General features: G+C 72.1%; 21 protein-coding genes and 1 riboswitch. Of the genes, 2 read left to right on the top strand and 19 right to left on the bottom strand.

The annotated features are described in order from the left end of the window. Positions 1-13: 13 nt before the first annotated feature. The 10 genes from ACZ3IG_RS09025 to rpmG form a co-directional block, all read right to left on the bottom strand. Entirely contained in the window at positions 14-1207 is a 1194-nt protein-coding gene (locus tag ACZ3IG_RS09025) for a glycine C-acetyltransferase (protein WP_467430309.1), read from the bottom strand. 27 nt (positions 1208-1234) lie between these two features. Further along, a complete protein-coding gene (tdh, locus tag ACZ3IG_RS09030; RefSeq protein ID WP_467430564.1) occupies positions 1235-2263 on the bottom strand; it encodes an L-threonine 3-dehydrogenase in 1029 nt (342 codons plus the stop codon). A gap of 167 nt (positions 2264-2430) precedes the next feature. Continuing rightward, positions 2431-3000 (bottom strand): GAF domain-containing protein, encoded by a 570-nt coding sequence (locus ACZ3IG_RS09035; RefSeq protein WP_467430311.1) that lies wholly within the window; start codon positions 2998-3000, stop codon positions 2431-2433. After that, on the bottom strand, positions 2997-3629 hold the full coding sequence (locus ACZ3IG_RS09040) for a GTP-binding protein (RefSeq protein WP_467430312.1): 633 nt from the start codon (positions 3627-3629) through the stop codon (positions 2997-2999). Before ACZ3IG_RS09040 ends, ACZ3IG_RS09035 begins: the two co-directional genes overlap by 4 nt. After that, positions 3607-3981 carry a DUF742 domain-containing protein gene (locus tag ACZ3IG_RS09045; RefSeq protein WP_467430565.1) on the bottom strand — a complete coding sequence of 125 codons (375 nt, stop codon included), beginning with the start codon at positions 3979-3981 and terminating at the stop codon, positions 3607-3609. Before ACZ3IG_RS09045 ends, ACZ3IG_RS09040 begins: the two co-directional genes overlap by 23 nt. Before the next feature lie 2 nt (positions 3982-3983). Then, entirely contained in the window at positions 3984-4472 is a 489-nt protein-coding gene (locus ACZ3IG_RS09050) for a roadblock/LC7 domain-containing protein (RefSeq protein ID WP_467430314.1), read from the bottom strand. Between the two features lie 79 nt (positions 4473-4551). Then, the gene (locus tag ACZ3IG_RS09055) at positions 4552-6363 is read right to left on the bottom strand and encodes a sensor histidine kinase (RefSeq protein WP_467430316.1); all 1812 of its coding nucleotides are present in this window, start codon (positions 6361-6363) and stop codon (positions 4552-4554) included. A gap of 616 nt (positions 6364-6979) precedes the next feature. Beyond that, positions 6980-8338: an NADP-specific glutamate dehydrogenase gene (gene gdhA / locus ACZ3IG_RS09060; protein ID WP_467430318.1), complete on the bottom strand. Its 1359-nt coding sequence runs from the start codon at positions 8336-8338 to the stop codon at positions 6980-6982. Between the two features lie 233 nt (positions 8339-8571). Further along, on the bottom strand, positions 8572-8694 hold the full coding sequence (gene ykgO / locus ACZ3IG_RS09065) for a type B 50S ribosomal protein L36 (RefSeq protein WP_403543453.1): 123 nt from the start codon (positions 8692-8694) through the stop codon (positions 8572-8574). A gap of 37 nt (positions 8695-8731) precedes the next feature. Continuing rightward, positions 8732-8896: a 50S ribosomal protein L33 gene (gene rpmG, locus ACZ3IG_RS09070; protein ID WP_467430321.1), complete on the bottom strand. Its 165-nt coding sequence runs from the start codon at positions 8894-8896 to the stop codon at positions 8732-8734. A 317-nt stretch (positions 8897-9213) separates the two neighbouring features. On the opposite strand from rpmG, the gene ACZ3IG_RS09075 reads away from it, so the two are divergent. Beyond that, complete coding sequence (locus ACZ3IG_RS09075) at positions 9214-9489, top strand: DUF6355 family natural product biosynthesis protein (protein ID WP_215171464.1); 276 nt, start codon at positions 9214-9216, stop codon at positions 9487-9489. Between the two features lie 209 nt (positions 9490-9698). Here ACZ3IG_RS09075 and ACZ3IG_RS09080 read toward each other — a convergent pair whose 3' ends face one another. From ACZ3IG_RS09080 to ACZ3IG_RS09090, 3 genes are all read right to left on the bottom strand, one after another. Next, complete coding sequence (locus ACZ3IG_RS09080; RefSeq protein WP_467430324.1) at positions 9699-10886, bottom strand: MBL fold metallo-hydrolase; 1188 nt, start codon at positions 10884-10886, stop codon at positions 9699-9701. 103 nt (positions 10887-10989) lie between these two features. Next, positions 10990-11775, bottom strand: coding sequence for an SGNH/GDSL hydrolase family protein (locus tag ACZ3IG_RS09085; RefSeq protein WP_467430567.1), 786 nt, complete (start codon positions 11773-11775; stop codon positions 10990-10992). A gap of 228 nt (positions 11776-12003) precedes the next feature. Further along, on the bottom strand, positions 12004-12840 hold the full coding sequence (locus ACZ3IG_RS09090) for a M23 family metallopeptidase (protein ID WP_467430325.1): 837 nt from the start codon (positions 12838-12840) through the stop codon (positions 12004-12006). A gap of 4 nt (positions 12841-12844) precedes the next feature. Further along, positions 12845-13005: riboswitch (cyclic di-AMP (ydaO/yuaA leader) on the bottom strand. A gap of 421 nt (positions 13006-13426) precedes the next feature. Here ACZ3IG_RS09090 and ACZ3IG_RS09095 point away from each other — a divergent pair. Continuing rightward, positions 13427-14224 (top strand): tyrosine-protein phosphatase, encoded by a 798-nt coding sequence (locus ACZ3IG_RS09095; protein WP_467430326.1) that lies wholly within the window; start codon positions 13427-13429, stop codon positions 14222-14224. 25 nt (positions 14225-14249) lie between these two features. Here the strand turns inward: ACZ3IG_RS09095 and ACZ3IG_RS09100 are convergent, their stop codons facing one another. The 6 genes from ACZ3IG_RS09100 to hpnH all read right to left on the bottom strand — a co-directional run bounded on the left by ACZ3IG_RS09100 (position 14250) and on the right by hpnH (position 20591). After that, positions 14250-14369 (bottom strand): DUF6126 family protein, encoded by a 120-nt coding sequence (locus tag ACZ3IG_RS09100; protein WP_189415745.1) that lies wholly within the window; start codon positions 14367-14369, stop codon positions 14250-14252. Further along, the gene (locus tag ACZ3IG_RS09105) at positions 14366-14995 is read right to left on the bottom strand and encodes a helix-turn-helix domain-containing protein (RefSeq protein ID WP_467430328.1); all 630 of its coding nucleotides are present in this window, start codon (positions 14993-14995) and stop codon (positions 14366-14368) included. The genes ACZ3IG_RS09100 and ACZ3IG_RS09105 overlap by 4 nt, the downstream gene beginning before the upstream one ends. 83 nt (positions 14996-15078) lie before the next feature. Then, positions 15079-16464: an aspartate aminotransferase family protein gene (locus ACZ3IG_RS09110; RefSeq protein ID WP_467430329.1), complete on the bottom strand. Its 1386-nt coding sequence runs from the start codon at positions 16462-16464 to the stop codon at positions 15079-15081. After that, positions 16465-18381, bottom strand: coding sequence for a 1-deoxy-D-xylulose-5-phosphate synthase (dxs, locus tag ACZ3IG_RS09115; RefSeq protein WP_467430330.1), 1917 nt, complete (start codon positions 18379-18381; stop codon positions 16465-16467). Between the two features lie 28 nt (positions 18382-18409). Next, entirely contained in the window at positions 18410-19564 is a 1155-nt protein-coding gene (gene ispG, locus ACZ3IG_RS09120; RefSeq protein ID WP_467430332.1) for a flavodoxin-dependent (E)-4-hydroxy-3-methylbut-2-enyl-diphosphate synthase, read from the bottom strand. Positions 19565-19568: 4 nt separating this feature from the next. After that, the gene (hpnH, locus tag ACZ3IG_RS09125) at positions 19569-20591 is read right to left on the bottom strand and encodes an adenosyl-hopene transferase HpnH (protein ID WP_467430333.1); all 1023 of its coding nucleotides are present in this window, start codon (positions 20589-20591) and stop codon (positions 19569-19571) included.

Raw genomic sequence — 20591 nt, forward strand, 5'->3', positions numbered from 1 at the left:
CGATTCTCCCAGCTCAGGCATCGAGTTCCGCCCGTGCCCCCACGAAGGCGTCCACCGCGCGGTGCACGTCCTCGGTGGAGTGCGCGGCGGAGAGCTGCACACGGATACGGGCCTGCCCCTGCGGGACGACCGGGTAGGAGAAGCCGATCACATACACGCCGCGCTCCAGCAGCAGCTCGGCCAGCCGGCCGGCCCGCGCCGCATCGCCGATCATCACCGGCGCGATGGCGTGGTCGCCGGGGAGGACCTCGAAGCCCTCCTCGGTCATCCGGCGGCGGAACAGCGCGGTGTTCTCGGTGAGCCGGACGCGCAGGTCGTCGGCGGACTCCAGGAGGTCGAGGACCTTGAGGGACGCGGCGGCGATCACCGGGGCGAGGGTGTTGGAGAAGAGGTACGGCCGGGACCGCTGGCGCAGCAGCGCGACGATCTCGGCGCGGGCGGCGACGTATCCGCCGGAGGCGCCGCCGAGGGCCTTGCCGAGGGTGCCGGTGAGGATGTCGACGCGGTCCATGACGCCGTGCAGCTCGGGGGTGCCGCGCCCGCCGGGGCCGACGAAGCCGACGGCGTGCGAGTCGTCGACCATGACCAGGGCGTCGTAGCGGTCGGCCAGGTCGCAGATGCCGGCGAGCGGCGCCACGTACCCGTCCATCGAGAACACGCCGTCGGTGACGATCAGGCGCCGTCGCGCGTCGGAGGCGTCCTTCAGCCGCCGTTCCAGGTCGGCGAGGTCACGGTTGGCGTAGCGGAGGCGGCGGGCCTTGGACAGGCGGATGCCGTCGATGATGGAGGCGTGGTTGAGGGCGTCCGAGATGACCGCGTCCTCGGGGCCGAGGAGCGTCTCGAAGACGCCGCCGTTGGCGTCGAAGCAGGAGGAATAGAGGATGGTGTCCTCCTGGCCGAGGAAGGCGGAGAGCCGGGCCTCCAGTTCCTTGTGCACCTCCTGGGTGCCGCAGATGAAGCGGACGGAGGCCATGCCGTAGCCCCAGCGGTCCAGGGCCCGGTGGGCGGCGGCGATCACCTCGGGGTGGTCGGCGAGGCCGAGGTAGTTGTTGGCGCAGAAGTTGAGGACCTCGCCGGGACGGCCGCCGGCGGTGACGGCGACCGTGGCCGACTGCGGGGTGCCGATGACGCGCTCGGGCTTGTGCAGGCCGGCGGCGCGGATCTCGTCGAGGGTGGCGCGCAGGTCGTCGCGCACGGAGTCGTACATCGGGGCTCCAGGGGAAGGGTCGGGGTGTCAGACGGTCCAGTCGAGGACGACCTTGCCGCCGCGTCCGCTCGCGGCGTCGGCGAACGCGGCCTCGTGGTCGCGGTGGGAGTACCGGCCGGTGATCACGGGGGCGAGGTCGAGGCCGCCCTCCAGCAGCACCGACATCGCGTACCAGGTCTCGAACATCTCCCGGCCGTAGATGCCCTTGATCGTGATCATCGAGGTGACGACGCGGGCCCAGTCGACCGCGAACTCCTCGGACGGCAGGCCCAGCATCGCGATCCGGCCGCCGTGGGTCATGTTGGCGAGCATGTCGCGCAGGGCCTCGGGGCGGCCGGACATCTCCAGGCCGATGTCGAAGCCCTCGCGCAGGCCCAGTTCCCGCTGCCCGTCCGCGATGGCCGCCCCGGTGACGTTCAGGGCGAGGCTCGCGCCGACCCGGCGGGCCAGCTCCAGCCGTTCCTCACTGACGTCGGTGATCATCACGTGGCGGGCGCCGGCGTGCCGGGCGACGGCGGCGGCCATCAGACCGATCGGTCCGGCGCCGGTGATCAGGACGTCCTCGCCGACCAGCGGGAAGGACAGGGCGGTGTGCACGGCGTTGCCGAACGGGTCGAAGATGGCCGCCACGTCGAGGTCGACGGGGACGCGGTGCACCCACACGTTGGCCGCGGGCAGCGCCACGTACTCCGCGAACGCCCCGTCCCGGCCGACGCCGAGCCCGACGGTGGACCGGCACAGGTGGCGCCGCCCGGCCAGGCAGTTGCGGCACTTCCCGCACACGAGGTGGCCCTCGCCGCTGACCAGGTCGCCGGCCGCGATGTCGGTGACGTCCCGGCCGGTCTCCACGACCTCGCCGGCGAACTCGTGCCCGAGGACCAGCGGGGCGCTCACGGCCCCGCGCGCCCAGCCGTCCCAGGCCCGGATGTGCAGGTCGGTGCCGCAGATCCCGGTGCGCAGCACCCTGATGAGGACGTCACCGGGTCCGACGGCGGGCTCGGGGACGTCCGTGAGCCACAGACCGGGCTCCGCCTTCTCCTTGACCAGCGCTTTCAACGCCACGGCTCCTGAGGGTGGGCCCCGGCGCCGGGCACGCCGAAGCGGCCCGCGTCCGGGGAAACGAGGTGATCGCCCAGCAATCTGCCCCACCGCGCGTCGCCCGTCCATCGAGGTTTTCTTAACCGCCGCCGCAGCTTTCCTTCACACCCCGGCGCGGTGGCACCTCACAGCGGCAGGCCGTCGGCCGCGCTCCGCTCGATCCGGCCCATCAGGTCCGCCGCCGTCGCCTTGATCGTCTCCAGCCCGGCCCTCCCCCAGGGTCTGGGCCGTACGTCGGCGACGCTCACCGCCCCCAGCACCGTCCCGGTGCTGTCGATGAGCGGGGCGCCCAGGTAGGAGCGGATGCCGAAGGTGTCGACGACCGGGTTGCCCGCGAACCGCGGATAGTCGCGGACGTCCTCCAGGGCCAACGCCCGCCGCCGGGCGGCCACATGGGGGCAGAACCCGTGGTCCCGGGGCTGGACCCGGGCGAACTCGGGCAGGGTGCCGGCGTCCGCCGGCGGGACCGGGGGGACACGCAGTCCGGCGAAGAACTGCCCGTTCTCCAGCAGGAAGTTGACCATGGCGTACGGCGCCTCGGCCAGGCCGGCGAGCCGGTCCGCGAAGGCGTCGAGGGCGGGGTCCCGGCGCTCCCCCAGGCCCAACTGCCGCAGCCGCCGTACCCGCGCGGGGGCCTCCCGGTCCTCGGGGGTGAGCAGCAGCCGTCCGGCCGGGCGCGGCGGGTCGTAGCTCATGGGCGGGCTCCGGCGCCGTGCCCCGCGGCGGGCGCCGGCGTGTGGGCGATGAGATGGCGTACGAGGGTGAGCAGGGTCTGTACGCCGGAGCTGGAGATCCGGGCGTCGCAGCGGACGATCGGGACCTCCTCGGGCAGGTCGATGGCGGTGCGCACCTCCTCGGTGTCGTAGCGGTGGGCGCCGTCGAACTCGTTGACGGCGACGATGAAGGACAGTCCGCGCTGCTCGAAGAAGTCGATGGCGGCGAAGGACTCCTCCAGGCGCCGGGTGTCGGCGAGGACGACCGCGCCGAGCGCGCCCTCGCACAGTTCGTCCCACATGAACCAGAACCGTTCCTGGCCGGGGGTGCCGAACAGGTACAGCACGTGCCGCGCGTCGAGGGTGATGCGGCCGAAGTCCATGGCCACGGTGGTCTCCAGCTTGTTCTCGATCCCGTCGAGGTTGTCGGTCGCGGCGCTGACGGTGGTGAGCAGTTCCTCGGTGCTCAGCGGCGCGATCTCGCTGACCGCGCCGACGAAGGTGGTCTTGCCCACGCCGAACCCGCCCGCCACCAGGATCTTCAGCGCCGTGGGGAACGGGTCGCCGCCGTCGGCGCTCTCGTCGTAGTCAGAGCTGTCGTCGTAGTCCATCGAGCACTGCCTCCAGAAGGGCCCGGTCCGTGGGGTCGTGGTGGAACGCGGCGGGTGGCTTGGTGGTCAGCGCGCCGCAGTCGACGAGGTCCGCCAGCAGCACTTTGGTGACCGCCACCGGCAGCCTCAGTTGGGCGGCCACCTCGGCGACCGGGACGGGAGCGCGGCACAGGCCGAGGGCCTGTGTGTGCTCCGGGCCGAGGTAGCCGAGGGGGGTGGCCCCGGTGGTCATCACCTGCGACATCAGGTCGAGGGCGACGGTGGGCCGGGTGCGGCCGTTGCTGACCGTGAAGGGGCGCACCAGGCGCCCGGCCGCTTCGTCCAGCCACGGCCCGTCGCCGGCCGTCGCCACGCTCAAGGCCTCATCGCCGGGGAAGCCGGGGCCGACGGAACCGACGGGATCGACGGGGACGGCGGGCCGGCCGGGGACCCGAGGGCGTGCTGGCGGGGCGCGGTCACCAGGTAGGGGCGGACGCTCTTGACGAGCATCGCCATCTCGTAGCCGAGGACCGCCGCGTCGGCCTCGCGGCCGGCCAGTACGGCGAGACAGGTGCCGGAGCCCGCGGTGGTGACGAACAGCAGCGTCGAGTCGAGTTCGACCACGACCTGTCGTACGTCGCCGCCGTCGCCGAAGCGGATTCCGGCGCTGCGGCCGAGGGAGTAGAGGCCGGAGGCCAGCGCGGCCATGTGGTCGGCGCTGTCGGCGTCGAGGCCGTGGACGGACTTCACCAGTCCGTCGCAGGACAGGAGCACCGCGCTGGAGGTGTGCGGCACCCGCTGCACGAGGCCGCTCATCAGCCAGTCGAGATCGGATACATGGCCGGTGGGCGCATCGCTCGCCATGGTGGATCGACTCCTTGGGGTACGAAGATCTGCGCAAGCGCTGGGGCAGAAGTAGGGGCGGAGGCGGACAGAGGGACGGTCATACGGCCGGTGTGCTGCCGTCGGACCGGATGTCGGGCCGGGTGCCGGTTGTGCGGGTGACGTTCCCGGTGTCGGCCGGGGGGTGCTCCGGGAGACCCGCTTCCAGGCGCTGCTGGGCCTCGGCGAGGCCGATGCCGCGCTGGAAGGCGGCCATCAGGCCGGGGTCGTGCCCGGCCTGCTGGCCGGTGTCCTGGCGGGGCGCGGGCCCCTCGCGCAGTTGGGGCACGAGGTGCTCCTGGGCGCGGCGGTGGGGCAGCCGGGGCTTGTCCATGGTGCCGCGCACGGCGGTGTGGCGCGGCACGGGCGGTGCGGCGGTGTGCTCGGCGACCGGGTGCCGGTCGTCGGGCCGGACGCCGGGCACGGCCTCGGCCGGGGTGGGCCGCGCCGTTCCCTGGGCGCCGCGCACGGGCAGTGGCGCGGGTGCGCCGTGGGGGGCGGCCGGGGGGAGCCGGGGTGCGGGCACCGGTCCGGGGACGGGCGCGGGCGGCGGCTCCGGCACCGGTCCGGCGGTGGGCGCGGGTGGCCCCGGGGGCGGGGGTACGGCGGTCAGGTCACCGCCGGTGGCCTGGGGCGCCGGTGTCCCCGGGGCCGCGGCGGCGTCCGGCGCCGTGCCCAGCAGGGCCTGCGGCACGATGAGGACGGCCTGGACACCGCCGTAGATGTTGGTCTGGAGGCGGACGCCGATGCCGTGCCGCTTGGCGAGCTGGGAGACGACGTACAGGCCGATGCGGCCGTCCGCCAGCAGCCGGGCGACGTTGACCTGGTCGGGGTCGGCGAGCAGGGCGTTCATCCGCTGCTGTTCGGCCACCGGCATGCCGAGGCCGCGGTCCTCTACCTCGACGGCGAGCCCGGCGGTGACCAGGTTGGCGCGCAGCAGCACCTGGGTGTCGGGGGCGGAGAACACGGTGGCGTTCTCCACGAGTTCGGCCAGCAGGTGGATGACGTCGGCGACGGCGTGGCCGCGCAGGGTGCCGTCGACGGGCGGGACCAGCCGGACCCGGGAGTACTGCTCGACCTCGGCGATGGCCGAGCGCATCACCTCCGTCACGGAGACGGGGTGGCTCCACTGGCGGCGGGAGACGGCGCCGCCGAGCACGGCGAGGTTCTCGGCGTGGCGGCGGATGCGGGTGGCCAGGTGGTCGACGTGGAAGAGGCCCTTGAGCAGGTCGGGGTCCTCCTGCTCGTTCTCCAGCTCGTCGAGGATGGAGATCTCCCGGTGCACCAGTGACTGCAGGCGCCGGGCCAGGTTGACGAAGACCTCCAGTTTCTGTTCGCTGCCCGCCTGGCTGGAGAGCTGGGCGGCCCGCACGACGGCGCTGACGGCACCGTCGTGGGCGCGGGACAGGTCGGCGGCGAGCAGTTCGAACGCGTCGGCGTCGTCCGGTGGTCCGCCGCGTGGTGTGCGCTGGGGCGGGCCCTCGCCGCGACGCAACGTTTCGACCAGGGCGCGCAGTTCGGCCTCGCCGCGGGCGGTGCCGCGGCGCAGCGCGCCGAGGCGTTCCTGTACGGAGCGGGCGGCGCGGTCGGCGGCGACGGCGGCGATGACGACGGCGGCCACGGTGACGGAGACCGCGCCGGCCAGCACGGCCCACAGCACGAGGGCCGGGCGGATGCCGGTGGACCGGACGGTGAACAGGACGGCCGCCGAGGCGCTGAGGGCGACCGCCACGGGCGGCAGCACGGCGAGACGGAGCAACTGGGACCGCAGGGGGGCCTCGGGCAGCGCGGGCCCGGTACGGGCGGCCGGCCGGCCGTGCCGTCCGCCTTCACGGCGGTCGGCGCGCGATGCCGGGGCGCGGAGGTGAGACATCGGTGTCCTCGGTCGGGTGCGGGTCCGTCGGGGCTGGGTGCTCGCGCGTGGTGCGCCACGCGGGCATGCGCCATCGCGGTGTCGGCCGCGCGGACCAAGAACCCGGCCGCGTCGCCCGACGGACACTCACAGTAGTCGCGTGCGTCTCACGTGCGAGGGGCGCTTTGCCGAAATCCCCCGGACATCGCCAGGGAGGGATGAGTGAACGATCGGAAGCGATCAGATCGAGTCACTCTTGGTTACGACAGATCATGTTCCCGCCCGTCCCCGGTCGACCGGCGCGAGACGGAGGCGTACGGATACCGGCCTGGACGTCGCCCGATCGCCGGCATGGACGCCGGCCGTGGATGCGGACACCGGTCAGCGGCGCGCCCTCGCCACGGCGGCGCCGGCCGGCTCACCGCGCGCGCCGGGGCGCTTCCTGGCGGCCGTGCCGGGCCGGCGTATCCGTGTTCGACGCCCGGGCGAGCGCGTCGCGGGCCGGTCCGTCCCTGTCGGCCCGCCACCGCGTCGACGGGCCACCGCGTCGACGGGCCGGTGGGCCGGTGGGCCGGTGGGCCGGTCGACGGTCCACGTCGACAGGCCGCGTCCCGGCGCCCCGTGCCCGTCGGTCCGGTCAGATCACGCCCTGCGCCAGCATCGCGTCCGCCACCCGTTCGAAGCCGGCGATGTTCGCTCCCGTCACATAGTCACCGGGAGCCCCGTAGCGCTCGGCCGTCTCATGGCAGGTGGTGTGGATGTCGTTCATGATCCGGGTCAGCTCCTCCTCGACCCGCGCCGCCGGCCACGACGTACGGGCGTGGTTCTGCGCCATCTCCAGGGCGCTGACCGCGACACCGCCCGCATTGGCGGCCTTGCCGGGCCCGAACGCGACACCGGCCTGCTGGAACAGGTGCACGGCGGCCGGGGTCGTCGGCATGTTGGCGCCCTCCGAGACCGCCTTCACGCCGTTGCGGATCAGGGCGGCGGCGTCCTGCTCGTTCAGTTCGTTCTGCGTGGCCGACGGCAGCGCGAGGTCGGCCGGGACCTCCCAGACCCGTCCGCCGGGCACGAAGCGGGCCGAAGCGCCCCGGCGCTCGGCGTACGCGTCCACCCGGCCGCGCTCCACTTCCTTGATCTGCCGGAGGAGGTCGAGGTCGATGCCCTTCTCGTCGACGACGTAACCGGAGGAGTCCGAGCAGGTCACGGCGTTGGCGCCGAGGGCGGTCAGCTTCTCGACGGTGTGGATGGCGACGTTGCCGGAACCGGAGACGACCGCCGTCCGGCCCTCCAGGTCCTCACCGCGCTCACGCAGCATGGCCGCCGCGAAGAGGACGTTGCCGTACCCGGTGGCCTCGGGGCGGATCAGAGAGCCGCCCCAGCCCGGACCCTTGCCGGTGAGGACGCCGGCCTCCCAGCGGTTGGTGATGCGCCGGTACTGGCCGAACAGGTAGCCGATCTCCCGGCCGCCGACGCCGATGTCCCCCGCGGGCACGTCCGTGTGCTCGCCGATGTGCCGGTACAGCTCGGTCATGAACGACTGGCAGAACCGCATGACCTCCGCGTCGCTGCGGCCGTGCGGATCGAAGTCGCTGCCGCCCTTGCCTCCGCCGATGCCGAGGCCGGTCAGCGCGTTCTTGAAGATCTGCTCGAACCCGAGGAACTTGACGACGCCCAGGTTGACGGAGGGGTGGAAACGGAGGCCGCCCTTGTACGGGCCGAGCGCGCTGTTGAACTCCACCCGGAAACCACGGTTGACGTGCACCCGCCCCTGGTCGTCCTGCCACGGCACCCGGAAGATGACCTGACGCTCCGGCTCGCACAGCCGCTCGATCAGCCCGGGTTCGGCGTACTCGGGCCGGGCGGCGACGACGGGTGCCAGTGTCTCCAGGACTTCGTGTACGGCCTGGTGGAACTCGGGCTGCGCGGGGTTGCGGCGCTCGATCTCGGTGAGCAGGTGCGCAAGGGTGGTCTTCGTCTCGGATCGCGTGGTCACAGGAGCCCTTTCTGGCACGGCCGGCACCGGGAGGCGGTGCGCGCCGACGGGGGCGCTCGGCTCCGTTGCCGTGCGCGGGACACGTAAGTGTTACGCGCATGTAAACATCTTGACCAGCGTCGGGGTCCAGGAACGCCCACTATGCGAGACGGGCTCCCCGCCGGGCCGCCCGCCCCGCGAGGCCGCGGCGGCCCGGCACCTCGCGCGGTGCCGGGCCGCCGCGGCCTGCCACGTCAGCCCTGGCGGGCCTTGAAACGCGGCTCCTTCTTGTTGATCACGTAGGTGACGCCACGCCGGCGCACCACCTGGGCGCCCGGCCTGGCCTTCACCGAGCGCAGGGACTTGCGTACCTTCATCGCGGCCTCCTTCCGAAGGGCGTGGGTCGACGTTGCCTCAGCGCGTCTCGCGGAAGAGGACGTGCCCGCCGACGACCGGGTCGTACTTGCGCAGGGCCAGCCGGTCGGGGTCGTTCAGACGGTTCTTGCGGGTCACGTAGGTGACGCCGGTGCCGGCCGTGGAAGTCAGCCTGACCACCGGACGCGTGGTGCCGCGTGCCATGAGGTGCTCCTTGCTCCACCACCCGAGCCTCTTGACTCGGGCATGTCATACATGCGGTGGCAACGCCCGCGCCGGGTGCCGCATTCCCGACACGCGCACCGCCGGACCTCGTCCTCCGAACGGCGGAACCGGTGTCGTGCGGTGTGTTGACGCCCCTTCTGGGTGAACGCACCCCGTTGGCCCCGGTCGTGCCGTTCCGGACTGCGACTCTCGGGACCGACGTCCGGCGCCGGGCCGCTCCGCGCCCACGCCTCGGCGTCACCCGTACCCGATCCGACCGATCCGTTCCAGGAGCCCTTGTGACTGTCCGACACCGGGTGACCAGCACCCTCGCCTCCGCCGCCGCCCTCGCGCTCACCGCCCTCGGCGCCGTGGCGTTCACCGCGGCCCCTTCGGCCGCCGCCCCGTGCGGCTTCTACGAGACGAGCGCCGACGCCTTCTACCAGCACTGCACCTCGGACGGCTCCCACGTCGTCATCAAGGTGGCCGTCGCGCACGCGGCCGACTACGAGCGCTGCGTCGCCCCCGGCCGGACGTGGCTCGGATCGGCGTCCAAGATCCAGGGCGCGCACTACGTCGGCCGTACCTGCTGACGCCGGCCGCCGATGAGCGCCACCGGGCGCGGGAGGACGACTCCGCCCGTGCCCGGTGCGCGGCGGGACCGCGCCCCGCGGGCGGGACGACCGGCCCCGCGGGCGCGCGATCGGCCGGGCGGACCGACCGCCTCCGCGCTTCGACGTGGCACACCGCCGCCAGCGGCGTCCGCTCGGCCCTCCACACCCCCGCCGTACCGCGGAGACGCTCAGCCGGCGAGGTCCAGATCGCCGCTGCGGGGCTCGTCCGCCACGACCTCGGCCTGCCGGGGACGACGCCACGGGTGCGCGATCGGCTGGGACACAGGCCGCCACCACGGGTCCGTGGGGAGCGCTCCCGCGGGCTCGAACGGCTCACCGGGCCGGGGAAACGCCACCGCCTGCCCCGCCTCCTCCGCCGCGTCCTTCATCCACTCCCCCGGCTCCGCCCACGCGTGCGGCGCCAGGTTGAACGTGCCCCAGTGGATCGGCAACAGGATCCCGCCCGGGTGTCCGCCCATCAGATCGAGATGGGCCCGGACACCCTCCTGCGGGGTCATGTGGATGTCCGGCCAGAACTCCGCGTACGCGCCGACCTGGATCATCGTGGCGTCGAACGGGCCGTGCGCGGCGCCGATGTCCTGGAAACCGTCGAAGTAGCCGGTGTCGCCGCTGTGGTAGACGCGGTGTTCCGGCCCGGCGACCACCCAGGAGGCCCAGAGGGTGTGCTGGGTGTTGCGCAGGGCCCGGCCGCAGAAGTGGCGGGCCGGGGTGGCGGTCAGGGTGAGGCCGCCGACCTTCGCCTCCTCGTGCCAGTCGAGCTCGCGCAGCCGGTCCGCGGGGACGCCCCAGTGCTCCAGGTGGGCGCCGACACCGAGGGGAACGGCGAACAGGGTGTCCGTGCCGGCCAGCGCCTTGATGGTGGGCAGGTCGAGGTGGTCGTAGTGGTCGTGCGAGATGACGACGACGTCGACCGGGCCGAGGGCGGCCAGCGGCACCGGCACCGGGTGCAGCCGCTTGGGGCCGGCGAAGGAGAAGGGGGAACAGCGCTCGCCCCACACCGGGTCGAACAGCACCCGCTGCCCGTCTATCTCGGCCAGCACACTGGAGTGCCCGGCCCAGGTCAGCCGGAGACCCGTGGCCGGGGGACGGGCCAGGTCGGCGACGGTGGTGGGGTGCACGGGGATGGTCCCGGCGGGAGCACGGCGGACCCGCGCCTCACGGTCGAGATAGGACTTGACCAGCCCCGTCGAGCTGGAGGGCCGGGTGCGGGCGGCGCCTCCCGGGTTCTGGAAGACGCCGTTCGCGAAGTGCGGTGATCTGCGGATGCGCGCCATGCGCTCGCCGCTCGGGTCCGCGCCGAAGGCCTCGGGCCGCGGCGCGCGAAGCCCGGAGCTGGGGGAACGGAAACCGGCCACGGTACCTCCAGGTGGAGTAGGACAGGGCTCCATTATGGTCGCCCGGTGTGACAGCGGAGTTCCCGCCGCCACCGGTCGCCGCTCGCCGTCGGCCCGCGGCCGCTCAGGCGACCGCCGCGATCCGCGTCCTGATGTCGTCCGCCGACAGCCTCCCCTTGGCCGTCACATGGTCGCCGGAGGACTCGCCGCGCAGCCGGCGCCCGATCCACGGCACCAGGTACTCGCGCGCCCACTGCACGTCGTCCCGGCGGATGCCGAGCGTGCCGCGCGGCGGAAGCGCGGGCCAGGGCTGCTCCGGGTCGGCCGGCACCGGCAGGCCGAGGACCTGGCCGGCGCGCAGCGCCACGCGCGTGTGCCCCTCGGGCGAGAGGTGCAGCCGGTCGGTGTCCCAGGCGCGGCGGTCCTGGATGCTGCGCAGCGACCACAGGTCCAGCACCGGGCAGCCGTAGCGGTCGGCGACGGCCCGTACATGTCCGTTGTACGTGGCGATCTTGCCCCGCAGGTGCTTGAGGACGGGCATCCGGCGGGTGTCGAAGCCGGTCGTCACCATGACCGTGCCGGCCGTCGCGGTGAGCGCGGCCACCGCCCGCTCGAACCGCTCGGCCACCTCGTCGGGGTCGGTGCCGGGCCGGAGGATGTCGTTGCCGCCCGCGCAGAAGGAGACCAGGTCCGGTGCGAGATCGACCGCCTGGGGCACCTGGTCCGCCACGATCTGGTCGAGCAGCTTTCCGCGTACGGCGAGGTTGGTGTACGTGAAGTCGCCCTCGGGCCGCCGGTCCGCGAGCAGAACAGCGAAGCGGTCGGCCCAGCCGACGAACGCCCCGTCGGGGCCGCGATCACCGACACCTTCGGTGAAGCTGTCCCCCACCGCCACGTACGACCCGATCACTGCTCTCTTGTCACTCTTCGAATCGTCTGCCACGTCGGCCCATGATTCACCTTGGATTGTGACCTACGCGACCGTAGGAAGGGGTTGACGGGCGGTGAGAAAGGCCACTCCTAAAGTGTTGGCCAATTCCGGAATAACTGAGCCACGTTCCCCGGGCCACACAGGACACCGAAGGCCGGACCCGGCGATCGGGGTCCGGCCTCCGGCGGGCGCGGGCGGCGGGCGGCGTCAGACGGAGACGCCCTTCGACCTGAGGTAGGCGAGCGGGTCGATGTCCGAGCCGTAGTCCGGCGTGGTGCGGATCTCGAAGTGCAGGTGCGGGCCGGTCACGTTGCCGGTGGCGCCGGAGAGACCGACCTGCTGTCCGGCCGTCACGGAGTCGCCGCTGGAGACGGAGAGCGAGGACAGGTGGGCGTACTGGGCGTAGGTGCCGTCCGCGAGCTTGATGACGACCTGGTTGCCGTACGCGCCGCCCCAGCCGGCGGTGACGACCGTGCCCGCGCCGACGGCCTTCAGCGAGGTGCCGGTCGGGACGACGAAGTCGGTGCCGGTGTGGTAGCCGCTGGACCACATGCCGCCGGACTGGTGGTACGGGGTGCCGACGGTGCCGCCGTCGACGGGGGCCACGAAGCCGGCGGAGCTGTCCGCGGTGTCCGACGCAGGCTGCGCCGTCTTCTTCTCCGCGGCGCCCGCGGTGTCCGCGGTGTCCGCGGCGGAGTCGGCGCTCGCCGCTGCCTTGCCGCCGATGGTGAGCTTCAGACCGGGACGGATCAGCGACGGGTCGTCACCGACGGCGTCGCGGTTGTCCTCGTAGAGCTTCTTCCAGCCGCCGCTGACGTCCTCGGCGTCGGCGATCTTCGCCAGCGAGTCACCGGCGCGGACGGTGTAGGTCTGCGCGTCCTTCACGGCGGCGGACTGCGCCGAAGCGGACTGCGCGGGAGCGGCGTGGGCGCCGGCGGCCCCCAGGAGCGGCAGGGCGAGTGCGGCGCCGCCGGTTCCGGCGACGGCGAGGGTGCGGGTCAGGCGCTGGGTCTTGGTACGGCGGTGCTTACCCTTCGCGGGCATGACGAATTCCTCTCCGGCGCCTGCGAGGTGAGCTGTCGGGTGCGGGCTGGAGCTGCCCGGCCGCGCCGGAAGAGCGCGGCTTTACCCCTAGCCGTCCCGGGAACCGGAACAGGCGGTCGTACCTGTGGGTCCCCCGCTCCTGCCGCGTACGGGTGGTGAGTGGGTGTGGTCTCCGGGCGGCGGCAGGATTAGGCGTCCGCCCGGATCGGTGGTGAACGTAAGGGACCAGGACGCACAGGGACAAGCGAGGGATTACCGGTGCAGGTGTTTCACATGATCCTTTGGGGGAATGATCCGTCACCCTCCGTCGATGGCGGGAATTGCGTGGGAGGCGAACACCCTTGAAAAGCACCCGCATTACGTGAACATGAGGGGCGACGTACGGTCACGGATATGACGCTGCTCACGCGGGCCCGCGCCAGCGACTTTTATTCCAGAGCGAGTTGGGGAGAATGCTCCAATTCGGACAGACGCATCAGAAGTCACACAGAGGGACAACCAGGACTCTTTCGAGGGTCGGAATGCCGTATCGTCGGGCGCACCCGCCGTCGAACAGCGGCAGCGGAGCCGAATGGGAGGAGTCCTCGTGACGCAACAGGTCCCGTCGACCGAGCCGGAGCTGGCCGGGGTACGCAATTTCCGTGACGTGGGCGGCCTGCCGGCCACGGACGGACGGCGGGTGCGGTTCGGCGTGCTGTTCCGCAGCGGCCACCTCGCCCACGCGACCGCCGAGGACGCGGCGTTCCTCGCGGGTCTGGGCCTGCACACCGTCTTCGACTTCCGCAACGCGGCCGACCAGAAGCTCGAAGGCCCCGACGTGACCCTGCCGGGCGTGCGCAATGTGAACCTGCCGCTGTCCGACCCCGCCGACGGCGCCGAGTTCTGGACGATGGTCCGCGACGGCGACCTGGACCAGCTGCGGGAGATCCTCGCGGACGGCAAGGGCGCCGACCGGATGATCGCCTCGTACCGCTCGATCATCACGGACCGCACCGCAGAGCACTCCCAGGTGCTGCACGCGCTCGCCGAGGACAGCGTCCCGGCCCTGATGCACTGCGCGGCCGGCAAGGACCGCGCGGGCCTGTCCATCGCGGTGACGCTGCTCGCGCTGGGCGTCGAGCGGGAGGCGATCGTCGAGGACTACCTGAAGTCCAACGAGAAGCACCGCCGTTACAAGGTCAAGCGCAGCGGCTCCGCGGACTCGGCCTACTCCCCCGAGGTCATGGAACTGCTCAGCCCCCTGTTCGACGCGCGCGCCGAGTACCTGACGGCGGCCTTCGAGACGATCGAGCGGACCTGGGGCGACGTCGACACCTATCTGGAGCGGGGCCTGCGGATCACCCCGGGGACCCGGGACCGGCTGCGCGACCGGTTCCTCGACTAGGCGGCGTCCGCGAAGGCCCAGGACGTCACTTCGCGCCCACCTCGAAGAGCAGGTACACGAAGGCCGCGAAGACGTGGCCGACGGCGATGTAGACGATGAGCCTTACCCACAGGGCGCGGGGGAACTTCTCCTCGATGTCACTCATGGGGTGCCTCCGGTGAGCGGCCCCAGGCACAGTGTGGCCGTGGGGCTCTGCAGCAGGGTGTGGACGAACAGCAGCTCGACCCCGTCGGGGCCCGCCGCGGCGATGCGGTGCGGGGTCAGCGAGTCGAAGTGCGCGCTGTCCCCGCGGGTGAGCAGGTGGGTGGCGTCGCCCAGACGCAGCCGCAGCCGCCCGGCGAGCACGTACAGCCACTCCTCGCCGGGGTGCACCCGCACGATGTCGCCCTGTGAGCCGTACGGCACCTGGACCCTGAGGGCCTGCATGCCGCGGCCGGGGGCGCCGGCCGGCCAGTAGGTCCAGCCGCCCGCGGCGGTCGGCTCCACCTCGGCGGCGCGCACGACGGCGTCCCGCTCGGCGGCGGTCTCACCGAGCAGGTCCGAGACGGTCGTACCGTAGATACGGGCCAGTGCCAGCAGCATGGGCAGCGAGGGCTGGCGCTGTCCGGTCTCCAGCCGGGAGAGGTGGGCCGGGGAGAGTCCGGCGGCGCGGGCCGCGGCCTCCAGGGTGAGGGAGGCGCGGCGGCGCAGCTCGCGGAGCTGGGGCGCCACGGCGGGCAGGTCCGCCGCCGGCCCGGCTTCCGGGGCTCCGGAGGCTTCCGAGGGGCTCATGCCCTCCATTCAGCCGCAGCCTTGCCTGTGGGGCAAGTTTTTTGCCCCACAGGCAAAAACTCACCGTTCCGGCGCCAGGCTGCTCATCGATGCGCCACCGCCTGCTTCACCAGCGTCTTGCCGAACTCCCACATCAGACCACCGCCGCTGTGCGCGTCGTCCATGACCTCGGTGAAGGCGTCGACGAACCGGTCCACCTCCCGCTCCCCCACGATCAGCGGCGGGATGAGCTTGATGACCTCCAGGTGGTCGCCGGAGACCTGGGTGAGGACGCGGTGGCGCTGGAGCAGCGGCACCACGACCATCTGGGCGAACAGGCCCTTGCGGGCGGCCTGGAGCATGGTCCAGCGGCTGCGCAGCTTCAGCGACTTCGGCCGGCCGAACTCGATGCCGACCATCAGCCCCCGGCCGCGTACGTCGGCGAGCAGTTCGTACTTGTCGACCAGCGCCGCGAGCCGGGAGCGGAGGAGGTCACCGGTGGTCCGGGCGTTCTCGGCGATCCGCTCGTGGGCCATGACGTGCAGGACGGCCAGCCCGGCCGCCATGGCCTGCGCGTTGGACCCGAAGCTGGCCGAGTGCACCAGCACCCGGTCCATCGACGAGTAGACCTTCTTGAAGATCCAGTCCTTGCCGAGGGTGGCGCCGACGGGCACGTACCCGCCGGAGAGCGCCTTGGCCACGCACACCAGGTCGGGTTCGACGCCGGCCTCGTGCTGGTAGGCGTAGAAGGTGCCGGTGCGGCCGAGGCCGGTCTGCACCTCGTCGGCGATGAGCAGCGCCTTGTGCCGGTGCAGCAGTTCCTGCGCGGCCCGCAGATAGCCGGGCGGCGCCTCGTGCACGCCCTTGCCCTGGATGGGCTCGACGATCAGGGCGGCGACGTCCCCCTTCTTCAGCTCCCGGGCGAGCGCGTCGAGGTCGCCGAGCGGTACGGCCGTGTCGGGCAGCAGGGGCGCGAACCCGTCCCGGAAGCCGCCCTCGCCGTTGACCGACAGGGAGCCGGTGGTCAGCCCGTGGAAGGCGTGGTCGCAGTACAGGACGCGGGGTCTGCCGGTGGCGAACCGGGCGAACTTCAGCGCGGTCTCGACCGCCTCCGTGCCGCTGTTGCCGAAGAACACCCGGTCCAGGTGCGGGCTGTACGTCAGCAGCTGCTCGGCGAGCAGGCCCGGCAGTGGCTGGCAGTCGAAGCGGGTGAGGTCGGCGAGGGAGGCGTCGAGGACGTCGTGCAGCGCCCGGCGGACGACGGGGTGATGGCGGCCGAGGCCCATCACCCCGAACCCGGCGAGCATGTCGAGGTAGTCGTTGCCGTCCGCGTCGAAGAAGTACGCGCCCTCGGCGCGCTCGTAGACCTTGTCGAAGCCGATGGTGCGCAGCATGCGCGGGAGCTGGTGGTTGAGGTGCCTGGTGTGCAGCTCGTACCGCTCGGCCCCGCGCTCGGCCAGGAGCGCGCCGAGGTCGAACTCCTTGGTCATTCAGTTCTCTCCTTGTCCCGACGCGAGTCGTCCCGACGCCAGAGGTCCTGACGCGAGGGCCAGGCTCGCGCTGATCCGGCCGGCGATCTCGACCGGGGTGAGACCGATGTCGGCGAGCACCTCGGCGCGTCCGGCGTGCGCGAGGAACTGCTCCGGGATGCCGAACCGCCTTACCGGTACGTCGACTTCGGCGTCCCCGAGGGCCAGCGCGACCGCGGAACCCACCCCGGCCGCGCGGCTGTTGTCCTCGACGACGGCGACCAGGCGGTGCCGTGCGGCCAGCGGCGGCAGGGCGGGGTCGACGGGCTTGACCCAGCGCGGGTCCACGACGGTGCAGGCGATGCCCCGGGCTTCGAGCAGTCCGGCCGCCTGGAGGCAGACGGGCGCCAGCACGCCGACGGCGACGAGCAGCACCTCGGGCTCGTCCGCGGTGTGCAGCACGTCGAGGCCGCCGATGCGGTCCACCGCCGGTACGACGGGGCCCACGGACTCCTTGGGGAAGCGCAGTACCGTCGGCGCGTCGTCGACGGCGACCGCCTCGCGCAGTTGGGCGCGCAGCTGGTCGGCGTCGCGCGGGGCGGCGATGCGCAGGCCGGGGACGACCTGGAGGACCGACATGTCCCACATGCCGTTGTGGGAGGCGCCGTCGGCGCCGGTGACCCCGGCCCGGTCCAGGACGAAGGTCACCCCGCAGCGGTGCAGGGCGACGTCCATCAGCACCTGGTCGAAGGCGCGGTTGAGGAAGGTGGCGTAGACGGCGACGACCGGGTGGACGCCGCCGGTGGCGAGGCCGGCCGCGGAGACGGCGGCGTGCTGCTCGGCGATGCCGACGTCCCAGACCCGGTCGGGGAACCGCTCGGCGAACTCGCCGAGGCCCACCGGGTGCAGCATGGCCGCCGTGATCGCGACGACGTCCTCGCGCTCCTGGCCGATCCGGACGATCTCGTCGCCGAACACGGACGTCCACGACGGTCCGCCCGCGGGGCGCAGCGGTTCGCAGGTGAGCGGGTCCATCGCGCCGACGGCGTGGAAGTGGTCCTCCTCGTGGGCGAGGGCGGGTTCGTAGCCGCGGCCCTTCTCCGTGAGGCAGTGCACCAGCACCGGCCCGTGGAAGCGTTTCGCGCGCCGGAGCGCCGACTCGACGGCCCCGATGTCGTGTCCGTCGATCGGGCCTACGTACTTCAGCCCGAGGTCCTCGAAGAGTCCCTGCGGGGCGAACGCGTCCTTGAACCCCTTCTTCGCGCCGTGCAGTGCCTCGTAGACGGTGTTGCCGACCACCGGGGTGCGCTGGAGCACGTCCTTGCCCCAGGCGAGCATCTTCTCGTAGCCGTCGGTGGTGCGCAGGGTCGCGAGGTGGTTGGCGAGGCCGCCGATGGTGGGGGCGTAGGAGCGCTCGTTGTCGTTGACGACGATGATCAGCGGCCGGTCCTTGGCGGCGGCGATGTTGTTCAGCGCCTCCCAGGCCATGCCGCCGGTGAGCGCGCCGTCGCCGATGACGGCGACCACGTGCCCGCGTTCCCCCTGGACGTCACGGGCCTTGGCGAGTCCGTCGGCCCAGCCGAGCGCGGTGGAGGCGTGGCTGTTCTCGATGACGTCGTGCTCGGACTCCTCCCGGGACGGGTAGCCGGACAGCCCGCCCTTGCCGCGCAGTTTGGAGAAGTCCTGACGTCCCGTCAGCAGCTTGTGCACATAGCTCTGGTGGCCGGTGTCCCACAGGATGCGGTCGACCGGTGACTCGAAGACCCGGTGCAGCGCGACGGTGAGTTCGACCACCCCCAGATTGGGCCCGAGGTGACCGCCGGTCCTGGCCACCGCGTGCACCAGGAACTCGCGTATCTCCTCGGACAGTTCGCCGAGTTCGGCCTCGGACAGCGCCTTCAGGTCGCGTGGTCCCCGGATGTTCTCCAGAATCGTCACGCTCGGGCCCCCTTCGGTCCGTGCTGTTTCAGCTCACGGTGACGGCGGGCTCCCCCGACGCGCCGTCCTTCTCCATCTGCTCGGCGATCTTCATCGCCTCGTCGATCAGCGTCTCGACGATCCTGGACTCGGGGACGGTCTTGACGACCTCGCCCTTGACGAAGATCTGCCCCTTGCCGTTGCCGGAGGCGACGCCGAGGTCGGCCTCGCGGGCCTCGCCGGGGCCGTTGACCACGCAGCCCATGACGGCGACGCGCAGCGGGACCTCCATGCCCTCCAGACCGGCGGTGACCTCCTCGGCCAGCTTGTAGACGTCGACCTGGGCGCGGCCGCAGGACGGGCACGACACGATCTCCAGGCGGCGCTCCTTGAGCCCCAGCGACTGGAGGATCTGGATGCCGACCTTGATCTCCTCGACCGGCGGGGCGGACAGGGAGACCCGGATCGTGTCGCCGATGCCCTGGGAGAGCAGGGCGCCGAAGGCCACGGCCGACTTGATCGTGCCCTGGAAGGCGGGGCCGGCCTCGGTGACACCGAGGTGCAGCGGGTAGTCGCACTGGGCGGCGAGCTGCCGGTAGGCCTCGACCATGACGACCGGGTCGTTGTGCTTGACGGAGATCTTGATGTCCCGGAAGCCGTGCTCCTCGAAGAGCGACGCCTCCCACAGCGCGCTCTCGACCAGCGCCTCGGGCGTCGCCTTCCCGTACTTCTGGAGCAGCCGCTTGTCCAGCGACCCGGCGTTGACACCGATGCGGATCGGGGTGCCGTGGTCCCTGGCGGCCTGGGCGATCTCCTTGACCTTGTCGTCGAACTGCTTGATGTTGCCCGGATTGACCCGGACCGCCGCACACCCCGCCTCGATGGCGGCGAAGACGTACTTGGGCTGGAAGTGGATGTCGGCGATGACCGGGATCTGCGACTTGCGCGCGATGACGGGCAGCGCGTCGGCGTCGTCCTGCGTCGGGCAGGCCACCCGCACGATCTGGCAGCCGGACGCGGTCAGCTCGGCGATCTGCTGGAGGGTGGCGCCGATGTCCGAGGTGCGCGTCGTGGTCATCGACTGCACCGACACCGGGGCGCCGCCCCCGACCGCCACCGGTCCGACCTGGATCCGCCGCGCCGGTCGCCGCGCGGCGACCGGCCGGACCGGTACGTCGGGAAGCCCGAGGGGCACGGCGGTCATGACATCACGCCCGGTTCCCGGAGACCGTCTCGCGCAGGGCGCGCAGGGACTCCTTCAGGGACCCCATGGTGGCCAGCACTGCGGTGGGCTCGTAGCCGCAGTGCGCCATGCAGTTGTCGCAGCGCGGGTCCTTGCCCCGGCCGTACTTGTCCCAGTCGGTCTCCTCGATCAGCTCCCGGTACGTCGGCACGTACCCGTCGCTCATCAGGTAGCAGGGGCGCTGCCAGCCGAACAGGGAGTAGTTCGGGATCGCCCACGCGGTGCACGGGAAGTCGACCTTGCCCTCCAGGAAGTCCAGGAAGAGCGGGGAGTGGTTGAGCCGCCAGCGCAGCCGGTTGCCGCCCGCGAACGCCTTTCTGAACAGCTCCCGGGTCTGGGTGACGCCGAGGAAGTGGTCCTGGTCGGGCGCCTTCTCGTAGGCGTAGGCGGGCGAGACCATCATCTCGTCGACCTTGAGGTCGTCGTTGAGGTAGTCGAGGACCTCGATGATGGTCTGCGGGGTGTCGGTGTTGAAGAACGTCGAGTTGGTGGTGACCCGGAAGCCGCGCCGCTTGGCCTCCTTGATCGCTGCCACGGCCTCGTCGAAGACGCCCTCCTTCGCCACCGACTCGTCGTGCCGCTCCTTCAGGCCGTCGATGTGCACGGTGAAGGCGAAATAGGGAGAGGGCGTGAACTTGTCCATCTTCTTGCGCAGCAGCATGGCGTTGGTGCACAGGAAGACGTACTTCCGCTTGGCCACCAGCTGGCGCACGATCTCGTCGATCTGCGGGTGCATCAACGGCTCGCCGCCGGCGATGGAGACCATCGGCGCACCGGACTCCAGCACCGCGCCCACGGCCTGGGCGACCGGCATGCGCTGCTTGAGCACGCCCGCCGGGTGCTGGATCTTGCCGCATCCCTCACATTTCAGATTGCAGGCGAAAAGCGGTTCCAATTCGACGATGAGCGGAAACTTGCTCCGCCTGCGAAACTTCTGTTCTGCCAGATATGTAGCGACCTTGATGGACTGACGAAGCGGCATTGCCAT

It is taken from the genome of Streptomyces sp. NPDC016677 (assembly GCF_055562815.1).